The organism is Nocardia lijiangensis NBRC 108240 (assembly GCF_001613045.1).
Taxonomy (GTDB): Bacteria; Actinomycetota; Actinomycetes; order Mycobacteriales; family Mycobacteriaceae; genus Nocardia; species Nocardia lijiangensis.
On record NZ_BDBP01000110.1, the window covers coordinates 1 to 21,444 of the forward strand.

Sequence of the window (21,444 nt, forward strand, 5' to 3'; positions counted from 1 at the left end):
AACTTCAACGGCTTACCCAGACCGGTGCCCTCGCCCTCGGGCAGCGGGATCCGGTAATGCTTGCCCTGATACTCCAGCCGTTCCCGGCGCCACACCTTGCGGCAGATCTCCACCAACTCCCGCGTCCGTCCGATCGGCGCGTCGTAGGCCACCCCGTGGAAACCCTCGATCACCTGCGGACCCGACGCACCCAACCCCAACAGGAACCGGCCCTCGGACACGAAATCCAAACCCGCCGCCGTCATCGCCGTCAAGCTCGGGGTGCGGGTGTAGATCTGCAAAATCCCCGACGCCAACTGCACCCGCTCGGTCCTGGCCGCCAAATACCCCAACGCACTGACCGCATCGAAGGAATACGCCTCGGGCACGAACACCGTGTCCAACCCGGCCCGCTCCAGGTCGGCCACTTCCGCCGCGGCTTCCTTGAAACCACCCGAGTAGTTGATACCCAATCCGATACGCATGTGCTCAACATAACCGCAGGTATGCACCGACCACGCATCGGCCATCCGACGCGGCGGGCGGGCATGGTGCGCGCGGCGGGAGGCGGTAGCGTGATGGATAATTCACGCCGCCGGAGAACGAAAGGCCACCCGTGTCGCAGCCGAGCACGTCGTCCCAGGAAACTGCGTCTTCCTTCGGTGAGGTCACCCTCGCGCAGTACCTGTCCGATCTGGCCGCCAAGATCCCGGCGCCCGGCGGCGGTGCGGTGGCCGCGCTGCACGCCGCGCAGGGCGCGGCACTGATCGCCATGGTGGCCCGCTACACGACCCGGGCCAAGGACGCCGAGCACCGGCCGATCGTGGATCGCATCATCGAGGCCGCCGACGCCGCCCGCGCCCGCTCGCTGGCCCTCGCGGATGCCGACGCCGCCGCGTTCACCGCCGTCGGCGCCGCGTACAAGCTGCCGAAGGGCACCCACGAGGAAGCCACGGCTCGTACCGAAGCGATCAACGCCGCACTGGTGGAGGCCGCGCGGGTGCCCGCCGCGGTGGTCGACGAGGCCGACGAGGTGCTCTCGCTGGCCGCGGAACTGCTGCCGATCGGCAATCCGAATGTCGTCACCGACATCGGCGCCGCGGCCGACGCCGCCCGCGCGGCCGCCGCGAGCTCGCAGCTCAATATCGAGATCAACCTGGCCTCGCTGCCCGCCGCGCTGGGCGACAAGTTCGCCCCGGTGTTGCTGCGCATCGAAGAGATCGCCGCGCGCGCGGACAGCCTGCACGCCGAGGTCGTGCACGCCGTGCGCAGCTGACCCGCCCACGGCGACACGCCCAAACCGAGACACGCCGACAACTTCCCGTCAACGACGCGCTGACCAGCGGCACACCGGCGGCGTCTGCGGCAATGCACTCGCGGGACTCCCCAGGTGCGGTGCGCGGATCTACGGTTGATGGTCATGAGTGACGATCCCCCGTCCTCCGAGACGCCCGGCTCCGACCCGGCACTCCAGGTTCGCGCGCGACGCGCGCAAGCCTGGAGCAACTTTCATGCCGCGCGCATCGCGCTGGCCGATCTGCGCATCCGCACCAACCTGCAGGGCAGGCCCGCCTGGCTCGGCCGCCTGCCGGGCGGCGCGTACGAGCGGGCGGAGCGGCGTCTCGACCGGTTGCGGCGTGAACTGGGCAGGCACGGGGTGGGCGCCGACGAGCACGCCTGGGGACTGCTCTCGGGCGGCGAGACGCTCACCTTGGACGGCGTGGTCGGCATCGAGTCCACCATCGCCGTCGTGGCGACGCGTTTCGCGGTGATCGCGCCACAGTGGGCGCGGCAGTTGCGCTCCATCGCCCGCGACTGCCCCTTCGTGCGCGAACAGGCCGCCGAGGGCGACCGCGGGTGCGTCGACGAACTCACCCACCGGCTACTGGAGGCCGTCCGGCTCGCCCCTTCCGAGGCGGCGCGCCAGCGGCTGATCGACCATCTCCCCGGCGGACTGCGCCCGATCCCCTCCGATGTCGCCCAGTTGCGCAGGCGCGGATCGGGCCCGATCGAGATCGGCTTCGAGATGCACACCAGCACAATCGAACTCGGCGCCATCACGGTCACGCCCGCGCTGCGCGGGATGGGGCTAGGCAGCGCGGGACTGACGCACCTGTGCCGCACGGCCGACGCGCACCGCCTGGATATCGTCGGGCAGCTGCTGCCCACCTTCCGCGACGACGAGGCCGCGATCCCCGCACTGGCGCGCTGGTGTCGCGGACACGGGTTCACGGTGCACGAACGGCTCGGCGGGCGTATTTCCCGTGCTCCCGCGACACCCAAACCGCCCTCGCCGTCGGCGCGCGGCGGCGCGCAGGTGTGAGCGCACAACCCACGGTGTCGTGAAGCTGGAATCTCGCGGGCGAGCCCGCGGGACAGCACTGGTACGCGACGACGAAGACCGTCCACCGCGACTGAGCGAACACACCTTTCGCATCGCTGCTCGATGGCTCGAGAAAACCGACCGGTTTCATGGTTATATCCTCGGAATCCTGGCGTACATGTTCGGCAAGACGGGTTGATCATGAAGGCGTAGACTGGTTTTTCGCGTACCACACCATCTCGGAAGGGGTGGAACCATGAGGAGCGTACTTCGCCACGTGTTCCTCACGATCGTGGTCGTCGCTCTGGTCGCGTTCGGCTCCGGTGCGGCGGCGGCGACACTGATCGGTCCCCCGTCCGCCGACAGGATCACGGCGATCACGCCGTCCGCCGGGCAGGAAGTCGGGATCGCCCATCCGGTCACCATCCAGTTCGCCGCGCCCGTCACCGATCGCGCTCGCGCCGAACGACTCGTGACCATCGGCTCGACCGACCCGCTCGACGGCACCTTCGCCTGGACGACCGACCGCGAGCTCACCTGGACGCCGACGGGCTTCCTGCCCGCACGCTCCGACATCACGGTCCGAGTCGGCAACGCCCGCACCGAATTCCGCACCAACGAAGGCGTCTACGCCGAGGCCGACATGTCCGCGTACACCTTCACCGTCAGCATCGGCGACCAGGTCGTGCGCAGCATGCCCGCCTCCATGGGCAAGCCCGGATTCGAAACTCCCACAGGCACTTTCCCGGTGCTGGAGAAGTTTCGCTCGGTGGTCTTCGATTCCCGCACCATCGGCATACCGCTGAGTTCGCCGGAGGGCTACCTGATCAACGGCGAATACGCCGAACGCCTCACGTGGGGCGGCGTTTTCGTGCACTCGGCGCCGTGGTCGGTGGACTCGCAGGGCTACGCCAACGTCAGCCACGGCTGTATCAATCTCGCACCCGACGACGCGGCCTGGTACTACCAGACGGTCGGCATCGGCGATCCGGTCAACGTGCACTGGTGATCCCGGGTTCGGCGGTTCGTCTCCCCGCGCGACGCGCCCCGGACGTTTCGCAGAACGCAGTTCCCTGGCAGTATCGTGCCGGGGAGCTGGTTTCGATGTGGGACGACCCGACGGCGTGACCTGATGAAGGCGGGGAGATGGAACGACCGGACATGACGACACGACCCGGCCAGGGCATGATCCCGCGGGCTGCCGCGCCCGGAACACCGCCGTGGCCCGGTGAACAGAACTATCGCGGCGAGTGGGCGGACCGGGTGCCGCGGCGGCCGTACGACTCGGAGCCCGAACCCGAGTGGGAACCCGAAGCCGAATTCGCGCCGGAGCCAATGCACTTCCCCGAGGAAGACGTCTTCGCGCGGATGATCGACCGATCCCCCAAGCGCCCGCCGCTTCGCCGCTGGGCCCCCGCGCTGATCGGTTCCGTTGCGGCGCTGGCGGTCACGGCCGCGGCTTTCCTGTACTTCCGCGACGATCCCGCACCGCAGCCCACCGCCTCCAACAGCCCCGCCCCGGCGGCCGAGCCGGTGGTTCCCGCCTCGCGGTGCCCCGCGGAGCGCGTCGGCAACAAGATCCAGGGCAACGGCGACGGTGGCACGGATTCCGGTCCCGGCGCGATCTTCGCCTTCCAGTACGCGTACTACGTCACGCGTTCGGCCGAACAGGTGCGCGCCGTGGTCGCGCCGAACGCCTCGGTGCCGACGGTGAACGACATTCAGCACGGTATCGACAGCATTCCCGCGGGCACCACGCATTGCGTCGCCATCACCCCCGGCGCCTTCGCGGGTCAGTATCGCGTCGTGATCACCGAGAACCGGCCGGGCCGCGACCCGATGACCTACAACGCCCAACTGGTCAGCGTGGCCCGCACGGGCGACCGCACCCTCATCACGAGCATCGCCGCCGCGGGCTGAACCGCGGCGAGCGCTGCCCGTCTGCCCGCGGCCTCAGCCGCGCAGCTTCTCCGCCGCCGCGACCACGTGCCGCATGAGCAGCGCGGTGGTCACCGGGCCGACGCCGCCGGGGACGGGGCTGAGTCCGGCGGCCTTGCCGCGCACCGAATCCGCGTCCACGTCGCCGACGATGCCGCCGTCCGGCGCTTCGTTGGTGCCGACATCGATGACGACCGCGCCCTCACGCACGTGCTTGCCGGTGACCAGCCCGGCCCGGCCCGCCGCGGCCACGACCACCTCGGCGGTGGCGGTCACGGCCGCCAAGTCGGCGGTGCGCGAATGGCACACGGTGACGGTGGCGTCCTCGGCGAGCAGCAGCTGCGCCAGCGGCTTGCCGACGATGTTCGAGCGCCCGACGACCGCGACCAGCCGTCCGCGCAGCGGAATCTCGTGGTGCTTCAGCAGTTCCACCACGGCCTCGGAGGTGGCGGGCACGAAGCCGTCCAGGCCCGCGGCCAGCAGGCCGAGCGAGAGCGGGCTGACGCCGTCGACGTCCTTGTCGGCGGCGATCGCCGAGCTCACGTCGTCGAGCGAGACGCCGGCGGGCAGCGGGGTCTGCAACATGATCGCGTCGAAGCCGGGATCGGCGCTGCGCGCGGCGAGTTCCGCGCGGATCTGCTCGGCGGTGGCGTCGGCGCCCAGATCGATGCGATCGCACGCGATTCCGAGCCGCTCGGCGGCTTTGCGCAGCGAATTGACGTACCAGGCGCTGGCCGGATCGTCGTTGGCCACGATCAGGGCCAGCCGTGGGGCGCGACCACCCACGACGAACGCGGCGGTGCGCTCCTTGGTGTCGGCGTTGATAGCGGCGGCGAGTTCCTTGCCGGTCAGCGAAACGGTGTCCACGAGGTGACAGCTTAGTGGGCGCGGCCGGTGGCACTCCGTCAGCAACCCGCGCGGCCCGAGTGGAGGCGTGTCTCCCGGCAATTACCGGGCTCCGCCGTGGGCCGGTCGTATCGTGGGGACAGCTTTGCCACCGGCCATCTGTCAGCTGACGTACCGAAACCCGTTTCACACGTGGAAAGGTGTCGACTGTAGTGAAGATCTCGAGGCATTGGAAAACCCTGGTCGCGTCGTCGTTCGCGGCCTTCACCCTCACCGGTCTGGCCGGCGCGCCCGCCCAGGCATCCCCCGAAACCGACGCCCTCTACAACTCGGCCCAGCGCCACTTCACCGACGGCAACGAGGGCGCGGGCCTCGCCGACCTGCGCGCGCTGCTCGGCGCCGATCCCGGTGACGCCGAAGCGCTCTCGTTGCAAGCCATCTGGTCGCACTACTCCAACGACCTGCCCGGGCTGGCCGATGCCATGGCGCGGCTGCACGCCACCGACCCCGGGATGGCCGCGGGCACCGGCCACGTGCTCAATGCCATCGGCGCCGCGGTCGGCACGCTGCCCAATCCGCTGCCCGCGCTGATCGGTCCGCAGACCGGCATCGTGGTGCTCGGTTACGGTCTGCTGCCCGACGGCGCGCTGCGCCCCGAGCTGGTGAATCGCTTGACCGCGGCCTGGATCCAGTCCATCGTGTCACCGTTCTCGCCGATCGTGGTGACCGGCGGCAACCCGCAGAACGGGATCACCGAAGCCGAGGCCATGCGCCACTGGCTGGTCGGTCGCGGCATCCCGGCTTCTCGCATCAGTGTCGAGAACCGGGCGGGTTCGACGGTGCAGAACGCGCTGTTCAGTACCAGGCTGCTACGCGATGTCGGCGCGACGAGCGCCGTCGTGGTGACCTCGCCCAACCACATCCGCAGGGCGGTCGCCGACTTCATCGTCGCGGGCACCCACGTCGTCGGCGCCACCACGTCGCTCGAGCAGCTGGTCTCCCAGCTGCCCCCGCCCGCCCGGAACGCCCAGCGCGGCATCTACCTCGACGCCACCCGCACCTTCCAGCTCTCCCTCGCCCGATAGTCGCGCGCACCCGCGGCCCGAGCGAGACGTCCTCGCTCGGGCCGCGAAGCGTCCTTGGCGACTTCGCTTCCCGCGCAGGGCCGCACGCGTGCATCATCGGAGGAGGAGGGCCGACGGATGCGCTATGCGGACTGGGGTGAGCGCTCGCCGCGATGGACGGGTATCCGGAGTGCGACGGTCGACGTCTCCGGCGCCGCCGTCCACCTGCTTCGGATCGACGCCGCCGCGACCGCGCCACCCGACGCGCCGACGCAGCTGCTCGTCCACCCCATGGCCGCGGGCGCGGTGTTCTGGCTCGACGTGATGCCCGCGCTGGCGGCGTTCGGGCCGGTCGTCGCACCCGACCTGCCGGGGGCCGTGCTCGGTGAGACCGCGGCTGCGCATCGGAACGCGGCCCGCGCCGAGCCCGGCGCCGAGTTCCTGTGCGCGCTCACCGCCGCACTCGACATGGAACGAACAACCTTGCACGGCTGGTCTTTCGGTGGATTGATCGCGGTGCTGTTCGCGGAGCTGCGTCCCGCGCTGGTTTCCCGGGTGATCCTCACCGATCCGGCTCTGCCCGGTCCCCTCACCCGCGCCGAGCGGCTCGGCTGGGCCACCGTCGGCCGTGCCGCACTGCGGCTCGGTCCTCCGCTGACCTCGCTGCTGCTCGCGGTGGCCGGACCCGCCCTCGTCGAGCGCAAGCGGCGTCGCCTCACCGGACACGGGGCGCTCGACCTCGCGGGCGGCGACCCGAGCCGCGTCGATCCGGAACTGATCGCGGTGGTCGACGAGACGCTCGGCGAGCTGTCCGCAACGCCACGCCGCTTGCGCGACGGTGTCGTGGCGTTCGGTTCGGCCTTGTCCTCGATGTACGTCGATCGCGGCCCTGCCCTGCGTGCCATCGACCGGCTCGACGCTCCGACGTTGCTGCTGTGGGGCGACGACGATCCGCTGGTCGAACGGCGCGCCATCGATGATCTGCTGGCGCGACATCCCGACTGGGCTTTGCACGTCTTCGAGTCGGTCGGGCATCTGCCGCCCTGGGAGGTGCCGGAGGAATACGCGCGGATCGTGGGGTGCTGGCTCGACGGGTGAGGGTGGTCGCGGTTCCGAGGTCGCCGGATATCGGCTGGCCAAGGCCGGGGCGGCTGATGCAGGATGGCCGGGTGTCTGGTGTGGAGGTCGCCGAGGTGGCGGCGCAGTTGCGGGTGGCGGGGTGCGTGTTCGCCGAGGAGGAGGCGCGGCTGTTGATCGATGCGGCGGCCGAGACCGGGGGTGATCTGAACGGTCTTGTCGAGGAACGGGTTTCCGGGACACCGCTGGAGCACCTGCTCGGGTGGGCGGAGTTCCGTGGGCTGCGGGTGGCGGTCGGGCCCGGGGTGTTCGTGCCGCGGCAGCGCACGGTCTTCCTGGTCGAGGAAGCCCTCGTGCTCGCGGGCGGCGCCGGGTCGGCGCCCGTGGTGGTCGACCTGTGCTGCGGCTCGGGAGCGCTGGGATTGGCGCTGGCCACCGCGCTGATCGCCGAAGGACGGCCGGTCGAGCTCGCCGCCGCCGATATCGAACCCGCCGCGGTCGCGTGCGCCCAGCGCAATCTCGATCCGCTCGGCGCGGCCGTCTACCAGGGCGACCTGTTCGAGCCGCTCCCCGGCCACCTGCGCGGCCGCATCGACATACTGCTCGCCAACACCCCGTACGTCCCGTCCGGCCACATCGCGGGCATGCCTCCCGAAGCCCGCGACCACGAGCCACGCTCGGCCCTCGACGGCGGCGCCGACGGACTGGACGTCTTCCGCCGCGTCGCCGCCGACGCCTCCGAGTGGCTCGCCCCCGGCGGCCACCTGCTGGTCGAATCGAGTCCCGAACAGGCGATCATCGCCACCGCGATCCTCGCCGAGCACGGCCTCGCCGCCCGTGTCACGGAGTCCGAGGAGCACTACGCCACCGTTGTCGTCGGCACCCGCCCCTGACCACCGCACGCGGGCAGCGGCCCCGACGCGATCGTGGCTACTTCTTGCGGCCGGTGAATTCGTCCATGGAGTGGTAGACGCCCACCGTGTCGAGGAACAAGTCGCGGAGCTTGAGCGGCAGGATGCCGGACAGTGCCCGGTTGAGGCGGGAGGTCCAGGGCAGGATGACCAGCGCGTTGCCCCGCTTCATCTCGTTCCACGAGGTGTCGACGACCTCGTCCTGCTCGAGGATCGGGGTGAGCCAGAAACCCTTGGCGCCGTCGAACATTCCGGTGTTGATGTAGGTCGGGCACACGGTGGTGATCGTGACGTGCTCGTGGCCCGCCTGCTCCAGCTCCAGCCGCACCGAGTCGGACCAGCCCAGCGCCGCCCACTTGGACGCGGCGTAGACGGACATGCGCGGGTTGGACACCAGGCCCGCGGACGAGGCGATGTTCAGCACCCGCGCCGCACCGGCGCCCCGCACCATGGCGGGCAGGAATTCGAGCGTGATGTACATCGGTGCCAGCGCGTTGATCGCCATGGTCCTGTCGATGTCGGCGCGGTTCTCGGTTTCCCAGAAGTAGGTGTTGCCGCGCACGATGCCCGCGTTGTTCACCAGGATGTCGATGTCGCCGACCGCGTCGCGGACCGCGGCCGCGGCCTCCGCGATGGCGTCGCGGTCGGACACGTCCACCACGTTGTGGTGGATCTCCGACCCGCGGCCCGAGAGTTCGGCGGCGGTGCCCTTCAGCGCGACCTCGTTGACGTCCCACAGCACCACCGCCGCGGCGCCTTCGCGCACCGCCCGCTCGGCGAACAACTTGCCAAGCCCCATGGCAGCGCCCGTGACCAGGACCTTCTTGCCCGCAACCGTGTCCAGTTTCATCCGTTCCCTATCCCTGCATTCGTGTCCGGCGACGTCACTGCCGACGACGGTCGTTTCCGGCCCGGCGGCTTCATTTCTGACGCGGCTCTACTTCTGATGCGGCTGCTACTTCTGACGCAGCGTCTTCATGACGGTGAAGTAGAGCGTCATCGTCTTGGCCCACAGCTCCTCCGACATCCCGGGCAGCGGCGCGATCGGCAGCACGCGCTGCACCGCGATGGTCTGGGTGTCGATGTACTTGAGCAGGCCCTCGGGACCGTGCCGCCGTCCGGTGCCGGAGATGCCGAGGCCGCCGGACGGCGCGTCGGCGCTGCCCCACGCGGCGATGAAGCCCTCGTTGACGTTCACCGATCCCGCGTTGATGCGCGCGGCCACCTCGCGGCCGCGGTGCACGTCCTTGGTCCACACGCTGGCGTTGAGGCCGTACGCGGTGTCGTTGGCGGCCTCGATCGCCTCCTCGTCACTGCCGACGCGGTAGATCGACACCACCGGGCCGAAGGTCTCCTCGCGGTAGACCGTCATACCGGGCCGCACGTCGGCGAGCACCGTCGGTTCGTAGAAGTAGGGACCGAGATCGGGGCGCGCCCGGCCGCCCGCGAGCACCCGCGCGCCCTTGGCCACCGCGTCGTCGACGTGCGCACGCACGGTGTCCAGCTGCCGCTGGAAGGTCAGCGAGCCCATGTCGCTGCCGTAGTTCAGCTCCGCGCCCAGCTCGATCGCGCGCACGTTGGCGACGAATTCGGTGACGAACCGGTCGTAGACCGCGTCGTGCACGTAGATGCGCTCCATGGATTCGCACAGCTGCCCGGCCGAGGCGAAGCAGGCCCGGATGGCGATCTTGGCGGCACGGGACACGTCCGCGTCGGCAAGTACCAGCAGCGGATTCTTACCGCCCAGCTCCAGCGAGTAACCGATCAGCCGCTCGCCCGCCTGCTGCGCGATGGTGCGGCCGGTGGCGCTCGAGCCGGTGTAGTCGACGTAGTCGGCGCGACCGATGACCTCGCCGCCGATCACCGAGCCGCGGCCGAGCACCGCCTGCCACAGGCCGCGCGGCAGTCCGGCGCGCACCGCGGCGTCGATGGCCCACAGCGCGGTGAGCGCGGTCTGGTTGTCCGGCCGCGCGACCACGGCATTGCCCGCGACCAGGGCGGGCAGCGCGTCGGAGGCGGCCAGGGCCAGGGGGTAGTTCCACGGAGAGATGACCGCGACGACGCCCTTGGGCCGGTTGCGCACGTCGACCTGGGTGAGAACGGGAAGCACGCCGCGGGGTTTGCGGGTGGCCAGCAGCTTCTCGGCGACCGCGGCGTAGTACCTGGCGTTCACCGCGACATCGCCGACCTCGTCGAAGGCGTGCGCACGGGACTTGCCGGTCTCGGTCTGCACGATGTCGAGGATCACGTCCTGCTCGGCGAGCACGATGTCGTGGAAGCGGCGCAGCACAGCGGCGCGCTCCCGCACCGGCCGGCGCGCCCACTCGCGCTGCGCGGCCCGCGCCGTGGCGAAGGCCCGCTCGATGTCGCCGGTGGAGGACTGCGGCAGCGCGGTGATCGGCCGTCCGGTGGCGGGCGCGAACATCTCGACGGCGGGCGCGCCCCCCGCGACGGCATGCTCGAGCAGCGGCCGGACCAGGTCGGCGGGCAGTGCGGCGGCTTCGGCGGCCGGCTTGTGGGCGGTCGTCATTGTCGGCCCTCTCGTGGGACGGTTCGGGGTGCGCCCGTCCAGTGCATTTACTGAACAGTAGTGTTAGATTAATGCCCGTGACGCGTCCCGTGTCAAGCTCTCCGTTGTGCAGCACAGACATGCCAGGCAGCCGGCTGTGAGGCCTCACCATGCCCACTGACGCGACGACGACGCGCCGCGGCCGCCCGCCGCAGACCAGGGAACAGGCCGAGGAGGTCAAGGCCAGGATCGTGCTGGCCACCGCGGAGGTGTTCACCCGCAACGGCTCGCGCGGCCTGAGCGTCGCCCAGATCATCGAGCAGGCCGGGCTGGCGCGGCCGACGTTCTACCGCTACTTCGGCAACGCCGCCGAACCGCTGCACGTGCTGCTGACCGCCTCCAACGAAGGCCTGGTCGGCGGCATCCGCGCCGCGCTCACCGGCACCGACGCCCCCGTGGAGCTCGGCATCCGGCTCATCGACGCCTACCTGGGCTGGGCGCGCGGCCACGGCGCCATGCTGCGCCCGCTGTTCGCCGAGCTGCACGATCCGGCCTCGCCCGTCTCCGCCTATCGGGAACGCGCCCTCGACGACATCCGCGCGACCGTCCGCAAGACATTCACCGAGCTGGGCCGCCCGGTCCCCTCCCCGCTCGACCTGGACGCCGCGCTGCACGTCTGCGAGTACGTCGTCTACCGCATCTCCGCGGGCACCGCGCCCGGCGCCGAACCCGACGCCGAGACGGTCGACGCCGCGCGACTCACCATGATCCGCGTCCTGCTGACCACCCTCGGCACCCGCGCCGACATCGAATACGCCCTCGACATCCCGAACCTCTTCCCCCAGGCACCCCCCACGGCAGGCTGACCGCCGGAACTCGACCCCGTCGTAGCCGATTCGGGCATGAGAGGATCGGGGGATGGTCGCCGATTCCGACGAATCCTTCGCCCGTATGCGCAACTGGCGTGGCCTGGCCCCCGCCGAGCGGATCGCCACGCGCCGAACACAACTCGTCGAGGCGGCCACCGAGCTGATGGCGACCGTCGGTGCGGCCGAGATCTCCATGCGCGGGGTGTGCAGGCAGGCCGGGCTGACCGAGCGCTATTTCTACGAAAGCTTCCCGAATCTGGACGCGCTGCTGACCACCGTGCTGGAGACCGTCGTCGTCGGGGCGCGCGACCACCTGCTCGACGCGCTGACCGAGGCGCCGATCGACCGCGAGGCGATGTTCCGCCACGTCGTGGCCGCCTTCACCGACTATCTGACCGAGGATCCGCGCCGCGGCCGGGTCATGTTCGTGGAATCGCAGGCCACCCCCGTGCTGACGCGGCGCGGCGACGAACTCATCGAGCTGTTCACCGCGCCCATCGCCATGACCATCGGCGCGGGCGACTACCGCGAACCCGGCCCGGACCATCTCGACAGCATGCTCAACGCGAACGCGATCTTCGGCGCGCTGGCCTACCTGTACCGGCCGTGGCTGGACGGCGCGATCGACGTCCCGCGCGAGCGGTTCGACGAGCACGCCGCCCGCCTGCTCACGGCCGTCGCGCTGGTCCGATCCTCGGACGCGAAGTAGACGCACCTCCGCCTCCCTCGGGCCAGGTGCGAGCTACGGACGAACTACATCCTTCCGACGTTCTCATCCAGCTGTGGAAGCCTTCTGGTTCTTTCGGGGACGATCCCGCGACGAGTTGTCAACGCTGGAGTTGCTGCGCGAATGCGGCGAACTCGTCAACCCATCCCCGCAGTTCCTTTTCCAGTTTCGACGATGAGTAGATCAGCCCGATCCCGATCCCGGTCATCGACTCCTCGCTGACGAGTGTGGACCTGCCAGCAGTCAGCGGAACGATCGTGTTTCGATGAATTGCCGTAAACCATAGGAACTTTCCGCTCCACGAGACTTCCCGCCCGGGGGTGACCACCGCGAGCGTGGAACTCAGGAGCGCGCCGGAGGATGTCCACCGGAACGATGTACCGGCCGCGATTGGCCCATCGACCGACATTTTGGTAATCGACCTGCGGACCTCGGGCCATTTGGGGAGGTCTGCCAAGACTTGAAAGAGGGTGTCTGCATCTGCCTCCACGGTCGTTTCCACCCGAGCGCGGATGCGCGCAGCGGGATCTACCCGCCCCTGCTTCAAGTACCGCTGCGCATCGTTGATTGTGACCATCACTCTCCTTTGTGAGCACCGCTCTTGTTTTAGAGTAGCACTCATCTGCCGCGTGGCGCGCGGCATCGTGGATCGGAAACGAACGTCCGCGAGACACCCTGCGCGGCAGCGCGTTTCCGCAGCACCGCGCCCGGACCTCGGGCCTGGCCGGGCTCGCGCCGTCCCGACGTCGGTCGACGGGTAGACGCGTGATGTGGCAAGTCGACCACACCCAGCTCGACATCCTGGTGCTCGATATCGGGAGCCGCCGACCGGCGAAGAACTCACCTTCGTCCTGACCCGGACCGTGTCCCCGGCGCCACCTACTCCGCGGCGGGCACCGGGTCCCGCCGCGCGGCGCCCTCGAATCGCATGGCGCCGTCGGTGATCGCGCCGTGGCGCAACGTGATCAGATCGCGCACGTAGTTCATGCGCAGCGCCCACGGCGCGCGATCGCCCTGCATCGGAAACAGGGTGGCGGCGCGCAGCACGTAACCGGGCATGAAGTTGGTGAACAGCGGCGCCTTGCCGACCGAAGGGTCGCGCACCGGCATGCAGCGGGCGTAGCCGTGCGCGTCCATGTGCCGCAGCACGCGCACCACGTACTCGCTGACCAGATCCGCCTTGAGCGTCCACGACGCGTTGGTGTAGCCGATCACGAAGGCGAAGTTCGGCACCTCCGAGAGCATCATCGCCTTGTAGGCGAGGTGATCGGCCATCTCGACCGGCTCCCCGTCCACCACGAGTTCCATACCGCCGAAGGCGAGCAGGTTCAAACCCGTTGCGGTGATGACGATGTCGGCGTCGAGCTGCGCGCCGGAGGCCAGTGCGAGCCCGCGCTCGGTGAAGGTCTCGATGCGATCGGTGACGATGTCGAGCCGGCCCTTGCGGATGGCGCGGAAGAAGTCGCCGTTGGGGGCGAGGCACAGCCGCTGATCCCACGGGTTGTACTTCGGCGTGAAGTGGGTGTCGATGTCGTAGCCCGGAGGCAGCCAGCGCTGCTGCCACCCGCGGATGCGGGCCCGCATGCGTTCCGGGTAGCGCTGGCTGAGCTGATAGATCGCGGTCGCGATGGCCACGTTCTTCGCGCGCGCGACCGCGTAGGCCGCCTTGGCGGGCAACCACTTTCGCGCCCGGTGGGCCAGGTCGTCGCGCTCGGGCACGGAGATGATGTAGCTCGGTGAGCGCTGCAACATGGTGACGTGCGCGCCCTGCGCGGTGAGCGCGGGCCCGAGCGTCACGGAGGTGGCGCCGCTGCCGATGAGCACCACGTGCTTGTCCGCGACATCCAGCTCGTCCGGCCAGTGCTGCGGGTGGATGATCGGACCGGCGAAGCGCTCGGTGCCCGCGAACTGCGGCGTGTAGCCCTCGTCGTATCGGTAATAACCCGAGCAGCACCACAGGAAATCGGTGGTCAGCGTGACCACCTCGCCGGTGTCGGTGCGTTCGGCGCGCACGGTCCACCGATTATCTGCCGAGGACCATTCGGCGCGCACGACGCGGTGGTGATAGCGGATGTGTTCGTCGATCCCGTTCTCGCGCGCGGTGTCGCGCAGGTAATCGAGAATCGTGTGGCCGTCGGCGATCGCCTTCTCCTCCAGCCACGGACGGAAGCGGTAGCCGAGGGTGTACATGTCCGAGTCGGAGCGAATTCCGGGATAGCGGAACAGATCCCAGGTGCCGCCGAGGGCCGCGCGGCTCTCCAGGACGGCGAAACGACGTCCAGGGAAGGCCTGCCGCACGTGGTACGCCGCGCCGATGCCGGACAACCCGGCACCGACGATGAGCACGTCGACGTGCTCGGTCTCGGTCGTCATGACTCAGCTCCTCCGATTCTTCTGCGGACGGGTGCGGCGGCGCATCCGCTGATACCCGAAGCCTAATCGCGCCACCGGCGCAGCCAGTCGACGGCCAACGCCATCGCCGGGATTCCGAACCTGCGCAGCGGTTCCCGATACCGACCGGTTCGCAAGCCCGCGCAGCCGAGTGAGGTCACTCACAGGAAGCTCGGCGGTACCCGTTCGTACATATGCCCAGCTACTTCGAACCTCGGTTCGCCAATTGTTCGCTCTCACAACGCGCTCGCATCGCGGCCCCGACCGCCCGCGCCGCGCGGCAAGCTCGCAAAACGGGTGTCAGGGCGGTGAAGTGCCCCCGACCGGCCACCATAGCGAGCGGCCATAGCCGGGGAGTGTCCAGTTAGTGATACCGCACGAGACATACACTCCACCCCCTCGACTGTCTCAGAAGGACGGTCGATTTCGGACCGTACCCATTCTTAGTTACTGTCCGGTAGTGTTCCGACGCACCGACGATCAGAGAAGATCCGGAACCGTATCGATCAACGATTTCCAGGAGCTCACGTGTCGCATTCTCGCTTCGAATCCATCGGCGCTTATCTGCCCTCGAATATCGTCACCACCGAGGACTTGATTGCGCGGCTCAAGGTGCCGCCGTCGTTCGATCTCGAGCGAATCACAGGAATCAAGGAACGCCGGGTGCACGATACGCGTCCGGAAAGTTACGAGGATTCCTTCGCGCTCGCCATCAAGGCCGCTGAGGACTGTCTGTCCAGGTCAAGGTACGCCGCCGCCGACCTCGACGTGATCATCTCCAGCTCGATCACGCGCAGCAAGCACGGCACCCGGGTATACATGGAGCCCGCTTTCGCCTCCTCGATCGCCAAGCACGTCGGCGCTCGAAAGGCGATCACTTTCGATATTTCGAATGCGTGTGCCGGAATGCTCTCCGGCACCTACATCCTCGATCGGATGATCCGCGCAGGCATCGTCCGGAACGGCATGGTGGTCAGCGGTGAGGCAATTACGCCGATTTCCGAAACCGCGGTGAACGAGATTTCCGAGAAATACGATCTGCAATTCGCCTCGCTCTCGGTCGGCGACTCGGGATGCGCGATCGTGCTGGACGAGGCGGTCGACGACGACGACAAGATCCACTACATCGAGATGATGACGGCCTCGGAGCATTCGCACCTGTGCCTCGGCATGCCCAGCGGCCGGACCCAGGGCGTCGCGCTCTACACCGACAACCGCAAGATGCACAACGAGGCCCGGTTCATGCTCTGGCCGAACACCCAGGGCAACTACCTGGACGCGCAGGGCACGACCTTCGCCGACGAGCAGTTCGACTACATCATCCATCACCAGTTCGGCGCCGCGGCGGTGCCCTATGCCAACGCGATCGCCGCACGCGAGTTCGGCACGCCGATGCCGCCGGACCTCAACGTCATCCACAAATACGGAAACACCTCCACCACTTCGCATTTCATCGTGCTGCACGATCAGCTCGGCGATCAGAACATCCCGGCGGGATCGAAACTGCTGATGATTCCGGCCGCCTCCGGCGTCGTGACCGGCTTCCTGTCCACCACCATCTCCTCCCTGAAGGTCTGAGGTATCGACATGGGCGTGCGTATCAAGTCCACCGGAGTCAGCCGGGCAGGCGACACCCACAGCATCGTCGAGCACAGCGGCCGCGCCGCGCGGCGCGCGATGGACCGCGCGGGCATCCAGCCCGAGCAGGTCGGCGTGCTGATCAACGCGGGCGTGCACCGCGATTCGAACACCGTGGAACCCGCGGTGTCCGCGCTGATCCAGAAGGCGGCAGGCATCGGCCTCGAGTACGAGAAGGACGATCCGACCTCGTTCTCGTTCGACCTGATGAACGGCGCGGTCGGCGTGCTCAACGCCGTGCAGGTGGCCACCTCGATCCTGGAGACCGGCAGCGCCGAGCACGTGCTGATCGTCTCCGGCGACACCCACCCGTCGCTCACCCGGGCGATCGCCGACGACGAATTCCCCTATGCCACCGCAGGTGCCGCCCTGTTGCTGGAACGCACCGACGAGCAGGAGGGCTTCGGCCGCGTACACACCGCGACCGCCGAGGGCACGCCGGCCATCGAGGCCTACGTCGACACCGCCACCATGGGCACCGTCGGCCGCGGCCTGATGACCGTCGAGCGCGAGGCAGGCTTCGAGGACCGGCTGCTCGCGGTCGCGCTGGACACCGCCCGCGCGGCGCTCGCCGAGGCCGGTGACGCCGACCTGTCCGGCACGGTGCTCATCGCCTCGACACCGAGCGCGGAATTCCCGCTGCGGCTGGCGGACGCGCTGGGCATCGCCCGGGATTCGGTGCGCACACCGGATCTCTCCGACGGTGACCCGCACACCGCCGCGCTGCCGCTGGCCTACGACCGCGCCGTGGCGCAGGAGACGTTCGGCTCGCACACTCGGGTGCTGTTCGTCGCGGCGGGCGCGGGCCCGTCGGCGGCGGCGGTGCTGTACCGGCTGCCTGCCCTCGTCGGGGCGCCCGCGTGACCGCAGGGACTTACTGGCAGGCCATCGACCGGTTCCGTGCGTTCGCGCGCACGGAGCCGGACCGCCAAGCGGTGATCTACCCCGAGGGGAAGAATCCCGATGGCCTGCCGGCCTACCGGCACATCAGTTATCGCGAACTCGACGAATGGTCGGACGCGATCGCCGAGCGGCTCACCGCCTCCGGCGTCGGGACCGGCACCCACACCATCGTACTGGTGCTGCCGAGTCCCGAGCTCTACGCAATCATGTTCGCGCTGTTGAAGATCGGCGCCGCGCCCGTGGTCATCGACCCTGGCATGGGCGTGCGCAAGATGCTGCGCTGCCTGCGCGCGGTGGACGCCGAGGCGTTCATCGGCATCCCGCAGGCGCACGCCTTGCGCGTCCTGTTCCCCCGCAGCTTCCGCGGCGTTCGCACCGCGGTCACCGTCGGCAAGCAATGGTTCTGGCGCGGTGAGCGGTTGCAGGACTGGGCCCGCCGCCCGCAGCGCCCTGCGCCGGAACGCGCTCCCGCCGACCCGGACAGTCTGCTGATCATCGCCTTCACCACCGGAAGCACCGGCCCGGCCAAGGCGGTTCAGCTCACCCACGGCAACCTCGCCGCGACGCTGGAGCAGGTCGACGCCGCGCGCGGACACGTCCCTCCGGACACCTCGCTGATCACGCTGCCGCTGGTTGGCGTGCTGGATCTGCTGCTCGGCGCGCGCTGTGTGCTGCCGCCGCTGATTCCGAGCCAGGTCGGCTCGACGGACCCGGCGCACGTGGTCGACGCCATCGGCAGATTCGGGGTGCGGACCATGTTCGCCTCGCCCGCGGTGCTGATCCCGCTGCTGCGCCATCTGGAGCAGCGCCCAACGGATCTGCCCACCCTCGCCAGCATCTACTCCGGCGGCGCGCCGGTGCCGAACTGGTGCATCGCCGGGCTGCGCGAGGTGCTCGACGAGGACGTGCAGATCTTCGCGGGCTATGGCTCCACCGAGGCGCTACCCATGTCCACCATCGAATCCCGGGAACTGCTCGGCGGTTTGGTGACCAGGGCGCACCAGGGCGAAGGGACCTGCATCGGGCGGCCGTCGAACCGGATCGAGGCGCGCCTGGTGGCCATCACCGACGCGCCGATCCCGACTTGGGCGAGCGCTGAGGAGCTGGCGGGCGAGCTGGAGAAGACGAGGGGCGTGGGCGAGCTCGTCGTCTCGGGCCCGAACGTGAGCACCAGGTACTACTGGCCCGACGAGGCCAACCACCAGGGCAAGATCGTTGACGGCGACCGGATCTGGCACCGTACCGGCGATTTGGCCTGGATCGACCAACAGGGACGAATCTGGTTCTGCGGGCGCAAGAGTCAGCGGGTGGTCACCGCGGACGGACCGATGTTCACCGTGCAGGTCGAGCAGATCTTCACCACGGTGCCCGGCGTGGCGCGCACGGCGCTGGTCGGCGTCGGCGCGAAGGGTTCGCAGCGGCCTGTATTGTGCGTCGAACTGAAGCCGGGCATGGATCGCACCGCCGTCGAGATGAAGCTGCGCACCCGCGCCGCCGAATACGAGCTCACCAAGCAGATCACCGATGTCCTCGTGCACCCCGAGTTCCCGGTGGACATCAGGCACAACGCCAAGATCGGTCGCGAACAGCTCGCGGTGTGGGCCGGCAAGCAGCTGAAAGCTGAGGCGCGGCGATGAAGACGACAGCGCTGCGCGCGATTCCGATCCTCGGCTGGCTCTACCTCGCGGCAGGCCTGGTCGCGGCGCTCGTCGAACGGGCGCCACGCAACCGCTGGCTGCGCGCCGTGTGGTGGATCGACGCGTTTCTCAGCGTCGTGGTGCACGCGGCCCAGATCCCGGTCGCGCTGCGCGCCACGCGCGGCACCGGGCATTCCCCGCTGAAAACCGCGGTGCTCACCCAAATCTTCGGCTTGACCTGGTACGGCGATCGGCTTGGCTCCGGCCGGGCCGGCGCGACCGGCGACGGCACACCCACCGATCATCGAGAGGACCAGCGATGAAGATTCTCGTTACCGGGGCCTCGGGCTTCCTCGGCGGCGCGCTCGTGCGCAGGCTGGTGGCCGACGGCGCGCACGACGTGCGAATCCTGGTGCGGCGCACCAGCAATCTGAGCGATCTGGGAGACGCGCGCGAGCGGGTCGAGATCGTCTACGGCGATCTCACCGACGCGCCGTCACTGGTGGAGGCGACCGGCGGGATCGACGCGGTCGTGCACAGCGCCGCGCGCGTCGACGAACGCGGCACGCGCGAACAGTTCTGGGACGAGAACGTCCGCGCCACCCAGCGGCTGCTCGACGCGGCCAAGCGGGGCGGCGCGTCGCGGTTCGTGTTCATCTCCAGCCCCAGCGCGATGATGGACTACCACGGCGGCGACCTGCTCGACGTCGACGAGTCCCTCCCCTATCCGCGCCGCTACTTGAATCTCTACTCCGAGACCAAGGCCGCGGCCGAGCGCGCCGTACTCGCCGCGAACGCACCGGGTTTCGCCACCTGCGCGCTGCGGCCGCGGGCGATCTGGGGCGCGGGCGACCGGTCGGGTCCGATCGTGCGGCTGCTCGGCCGCACCGCCGAGGGCCGCCTGCCCGACCTGTCGTACGGGCGCGAGGTGTACGCCTCGCTCTGCCACGTCGACAACATCGTCGAGGCCGTCGTGCTGGCCCTCGACACCGAAGCCGTCGGCGGCAAGCCGTATTTCATCGCCGACGCCGAGCGGACGAACGTGTGGCAGTTCCTCGGCCAGGTCGCCACCGAGCTCGGCTATCAGCCGCCGACCAGGCAGCCGAACCGGCGCGTGCTCGACGCGGTGGTGGCCGTGATCGAGACGGTCTGGCGGATCCCCGCGGTGTCCACCCGCTGGTCGCCGCCGCTGTCGCGGTATGCGGTGGCGCTGATGACCCGCTCGGCGACCTACGACACCGCCGCGGCGACCCGCGATTTCGGCTACCGGCCGATCGTGGATCGAGCGACCGGGCTGGCGAGCTTCCTCGCCTGGCTCGACACCCAGGGGGGCGTCCGCGAATTGACCAGACACCTGCGCTGACCCGCGACCCGGAGGCAATCATGAGCAGCGACACCACTTTTCGCCGTCCCATCACCCCGACCGAACGCCTGTACTTCGCCGCGCGGGAGCTCGCTCCGCCGTTCCTGATGCAGGTGGCGGTGCACGGGCAGGGCACGCTCGACCCCGCCGAGCTGCAACGCGCGGTCGACGTCGCCGCGGCGGCCATCCCCGGCTCCCGGCTCGTCCGAGACGGCGCCGACTGGGTGGACACCGGCGTCTCCCCCACCGTGCGGGTCGTCGAAGGCCACACGCTGACCTATCCCGAGCTGGAGAACGACCCCGTCCTCAACAGCCCGATCGGTCCGACCCCCGACCGCACCTGCGAAGTCCTGCTGCTCACCGCGGATCCGGTGACCATCGTCTTCCGCGGCTTCCACGGCGTCATGGACGGCATGGGCATGCGCATGTGGGTGGAGGACGTGTTCCGCGCGCTGCGTGGGGCCGAACCACTCGGCGCGCCCGACCCGGTCGCGGACGCCCAGCTGGTCGCGCGCCTCGGCGCCCCCGGCAAGCCCGCGCTGCTGCTGCCGACCTATTCGTCGGCGGCCGGGCACGGCAAGCAGGATCGGGCCGCGTCGCGCTGGTTGCTTCGGCACCGCACGATCGAAGCGACCGGCAAGGGCGTCCTCGCGCGGGTCGCCGCCGTGCTCGCCGACGCGGCGCAGGCCAAGTCCCGCTTCATGATTCCGGTCGACCTGCGCAGGCACGACTACACACTGCGGTCCACCGCCAACCTCGCGCTGCCGCTGTTCCTCGACGTCGCCCCCGGCGACGACTGGAAATCCGTCAACGACCAGTTGCGTGCGGGCCTCCGGGAGAACCGCGAGCTCAACCAGATGGACAACGGCGGGCTGACGGCGTTCCCATCCGCGGTGGTGCGCGGGGTGATGCGCGCGGGCAACTGGATCGGTGCGCGCCTGGGCCGGAACCTGGTCTCCGCCACGATAACCCACGTGGGCGTCTTCGACCTGACGGAGATGACGGTCCCGGGCTACACCCCGACGTCCATCCGGGTGCTACCGCAGCACAGCGGGATGATGCCGCTGCTGTTCGGCATCGTGGAATCGGCCGGGCGGCTGGAGATCACGGTGTCGTGCCGCAACGGCGCGGGGGTCGAGCACCGGCTGGACGCGCTGCTGGACCACATCGTGTCCACGCTGGAACGCGAACTCGCGGCGTCGTCGACGGCGCGCTGACGCCGGACATCCACGGCACAACCACTGCGGCACAGGAGTTTCCGATGAGCGA

General features: G+C 69.5%; 21 protein-coding genes. 15 read left to right on the forward strand and 6 right to left on the reverse strand.

What is annotated here, in order from left to right; translation table 11 throughout:
• Positions 1–464 (reverse strand): LLM class flavin-dependent oxidoreductase (locus NL1_RS31365; RefSeq protein ID WP_156095139.1); only part of this gene is annotated, 464 nt, incomplete at its 3' end.
• A gap of 131 nt (positions 465–595) precedes the next feature.
• Between NL1_RS31365 and NL1_RS31370 the strand changes: the two genes are divergently transcribed.
• From NL1_RS31370 to NL1_RS31385, 4 genes are all read left to right on the forward strand, one after another.
• The gene (locus NL1_RS31370; RefSeq protein WP_084511199.1) at positions 596–1,255 is read left to right on the forward strand and encodes a cyclodeaminase/cyclohydrolase family protein; all 660 of its coding nucleotides are present in this window, start codon (positions 596–598) and stop codon (positions 1,253–1,255) included.
• A gap of 144 nt (positions 1,256–1,399) precedes the next feature.
• The gene (locus NL1_RS31375; protein WP_156095140.1) at positions 1,400–2,302 is read left to right on the forward strand and encodes a GNAT family N-acetyltransferase; all 903 of its coding nucleotides are present in this window, start codon (positions 1,400–1,402) and stop codon (positions 2,300–2,302) included.
• Positions 2,303–2,558: 256 nt separating this feature from the next.
• Positions 2,559–3,311, forward strand: coding sequence for a L,D-transpeptidase (locus tag NL1_RS31380; protein WP_067847128.1), 753 nt, complete (start codon positions 2,559–2,561; stop codon positions 3,309–3,311).
• A gap of 152 nt (positions 3,312–3,463) precedes the next feature.
• Positions 3,464–4,222, forward strand: coding sequence for a DUF8176 domain-containing protein (locus NL1_RS31385; RefSeq protein WP_156095141.1), 759 nt, complete (start codon positions 3,464–3,466; stop codon positions 4,220–4,222).
• A 33-nt stretch (positions 4,223–4,255) separates the two neighbouring features.
• On the opposite strand, the gene NL1_RS31390 is transcribed toward NL1_RS31385, so the two are convergent.
• Positions 4,256–5,107, reverse strand: a complete 852-nt coding sequence (locus tag NL1_RS31390; protein WP_067847137.1) for a bifunctional 5,10-methylenetetrahydrofolate dehydrogenase/5,10-methenyltetrahydrofolate cyclohydrolase — start codon at positions 5,105–5,107, stop codon at positions 4,256–4,258.
• A 191-nt stretch (positions 5,108–5,298) separates the two neighbouring features.
• On the opposite strand from NL1_RS31390, the gene NL1_RS31395 reads away from it, so the two are divergent.
• The 3 genes from NL1_RS31395 to NL1_RS31405 all read left to right on the forward strand — a co-directional run bounded on the left by NL1_RS31395 (position 5,299) and on the right by NL1_RS31405 (position 8,120).
• Positions 5,299–6,171: a YdcF family protein gene (locus NL1_RS31395; RefSeq protein ID WP_067847146.1), complete on the forward strand. Its 873-nt coding sequence runs from the start codon at positions 5,299–5,301 to the stop codon at positions 6,169–6,171.
• A 117-nt stretch (positions 6,172–6,288) separates the two neighbouring features.
• A complete protein-coding gene (locus NL1_RS31400) occupies positions 6,289–7,248 on the forward strand; it encodes an alpha/beta fold hydrolase (protein ID WP_067847149.1) in 960 nt (319 codons plus the stop codon).
• A gap of 56 nt (positions 7,249–7,304) precedes the next feature.
• On the forward strand, positions 7,305–8,120 hold the full coding sequence (locus tag NL1_RS31405) for a putative protein N(5)-glutamine methyltransferase (protein WP_067847152.1): 816 nt from the start codon (positions 7,305–7,307) through the stop codon (positions 8,118–8,120).
• 37 nt (positions 8,121–8,157) lie between these two features.
• Here NL1_RS31405 and NL1_RS31410 read toward each other — a convergent pair whose 3' ends face one another.
• Together NL1_RS31410 and NL1_RS31415 are read right to left on the reverse strand one after the other, a co-directional pair.
• A complete protein-coding gene (locus NL1_RS31410; protein ID WP_067847157.1) occupies positions 8,158–8,988 on the reverse strand; it encodes an SDR family NAD(P)-dependent oxidoreductase in 831 nt (276 codons plus the stop codon).
• A gap of 105 nt (positions 8,989–9,093) precedes the next feature.
• Entirely contained in the window at positions 9,094–10,668 is a 1,575-nt protein-coding gene (locus NL1_RS31415) for a succinic semialdehyde dehydrogenase (RefSeq protein ID WP_067847159.1), read from the reverse strand.
• Between the two features lie 149 nt (positions 10,669–10,817).
• On the opposite strand from NL1_RS31415, the gene NL1_RS31420 reads away from it, so the two are divergent.
• Positions 10,818–11,513 carry a TetR/AcrR family transcriptional regulator gene (locus NL1_RS31420; protein WP_067847161.1) on the forward strand — a complete coding sequence of 232 codons (696 nt, stop codon included), beginning with the start codon at positions 10,818–10,820 and terminating at the stop codon, positions 11,511–11,513.
• Between the two features lie 52 nt (positions 11,514–11,565).
• Positions 11,566–12,225: a TetR/AcrR family transcriptional regulator gene (locus tag NL1_RS31425; RefSeq protein WP_067847164.1), complete on the forward strand. Its 660-nt coding sequence runs from the start codon at positions 11,566–11,568 to the stop codon at positions 12,223–12,225.
• Positions 12,226–12,343: 118 nt separating this feature from the next.
• Here NL1_RS31425 and NL1_RS31430 read toward each other — a convergent pair whose 3' ends face one another.
• Both NL1_RS31430 and NL1_RS31435 read right to left on the reverse strand, forming a co-directional pair.
• Complete coding sequence (locus NL1_RS31430) at positions 12,344–12,820, reverse strand: SRPBCC family protein (protein WP_067847165.1); 477 nt, start codon at positions 12,818–12,820, stop codon at positions 12,344–12,346.
• A 302-nt stretch (positions 12,821–13,122) separates the two neighbouring features.
• Positions 13,123–14,616 carry a flavin-containing monooxygenase gene (locus tag NL1_RS31435; protein WP_067847167.1) on the reverse strand — a complete coding sequence of 498 codons (1,494 nt, stop codon included), beginning with the start codon at positions 14,614–14,616 and terminating at the stop codon, positions 13,123–13,125.
• Positions 14,617–15,162: 546 nt separating this feature from the next.
• Here NL1_RS31435 and NL1_RS31440 point away from each other — a divergent pair.
• The 6 genes from NL1_RS31440 to NL1_RS31465 are packed head-to-tail and all read left to right on the forward strand — an operon-like array spanning position 15,163 to position 21,392.
• On the forward strand, positions 15,163–16,212 hold the full coding sequence (locus NL1_RS31440) for a 3-oxoacyl-ACP synthase III family protein (protein ID WP_067847169.1): 1,050 nt from the start codon (positions 15,163–15,165) through the stop codon (positions 16,210–16,212).
• 9 nt (positions 16,213–16,221) lie between these two features.
• Positions 16,222–17,136 carry a beta-ketoacyl-[acyl-carrier-protein] synthase family protein gene (locus NL1_RS31445; RefSeq protein ID WP_067847170.1) on the forward strand — a complete coding sequence of 305 codons (915 nt, stop codon included), beginning with the start codon at positions 16,222–16,224 and terminating at the stop codon, positions 17,134–17,136.
• Positions 17,133–18,812 (forward strand): fatty acid CoA ligase family protein, encoded by a 1,680-nt coding sequence (locus NL1_RS31450; protein ID WP_067847171.1) that lies wholly within the window; start codon positions 17,133–17,135, stop codon positions 18,810–18,812. Before NL1_RS31445 ends, NL1_RS31450 begins: the two co-directional genes overlap by 4 nt.
• A complete protein-coding gene (locus NL1_RS31455) occupies positions 18,809–19,135 on the forward strand; it encodes a hypothetical protein (RefSeq protein ID WP_067847172.1) in 327 nt (108 codons plus the stop codon). The genes NL1_RS31450 and NL1_RS31455 overlap by 4 nt, the downstream gene beginning before the upstream one ends.
• Positions 19,132–20,175, forward strand: coding sequence for an NAD-dependent epimerase/dehydratase family protein (locus NL1_RS31460; RefSeq protein ID WP_067847173.1), 1,044 nt, complete (start codon positions 19,132–19,134; stop codon positions 20,173–20,175). Before NL1_RS31455 ends, NL1_RS31460 begins: the two co-directional genes overlap by 4 nt.
• Positions 20,176–20,195: 20 nt before the next feature.
• Positions 20,196–21,392, forward strand: a complete 1,197-nt coding sequence (locus NL1_RS31465; RefSeq protein ID WP_067847175.1) for a peptide synthetase — start codon at positions 20,196–20,198, stop codon at positions 21,390–21,392.
• Positions 21,393–21,444 lie beyond the last annotated feature (52 nt).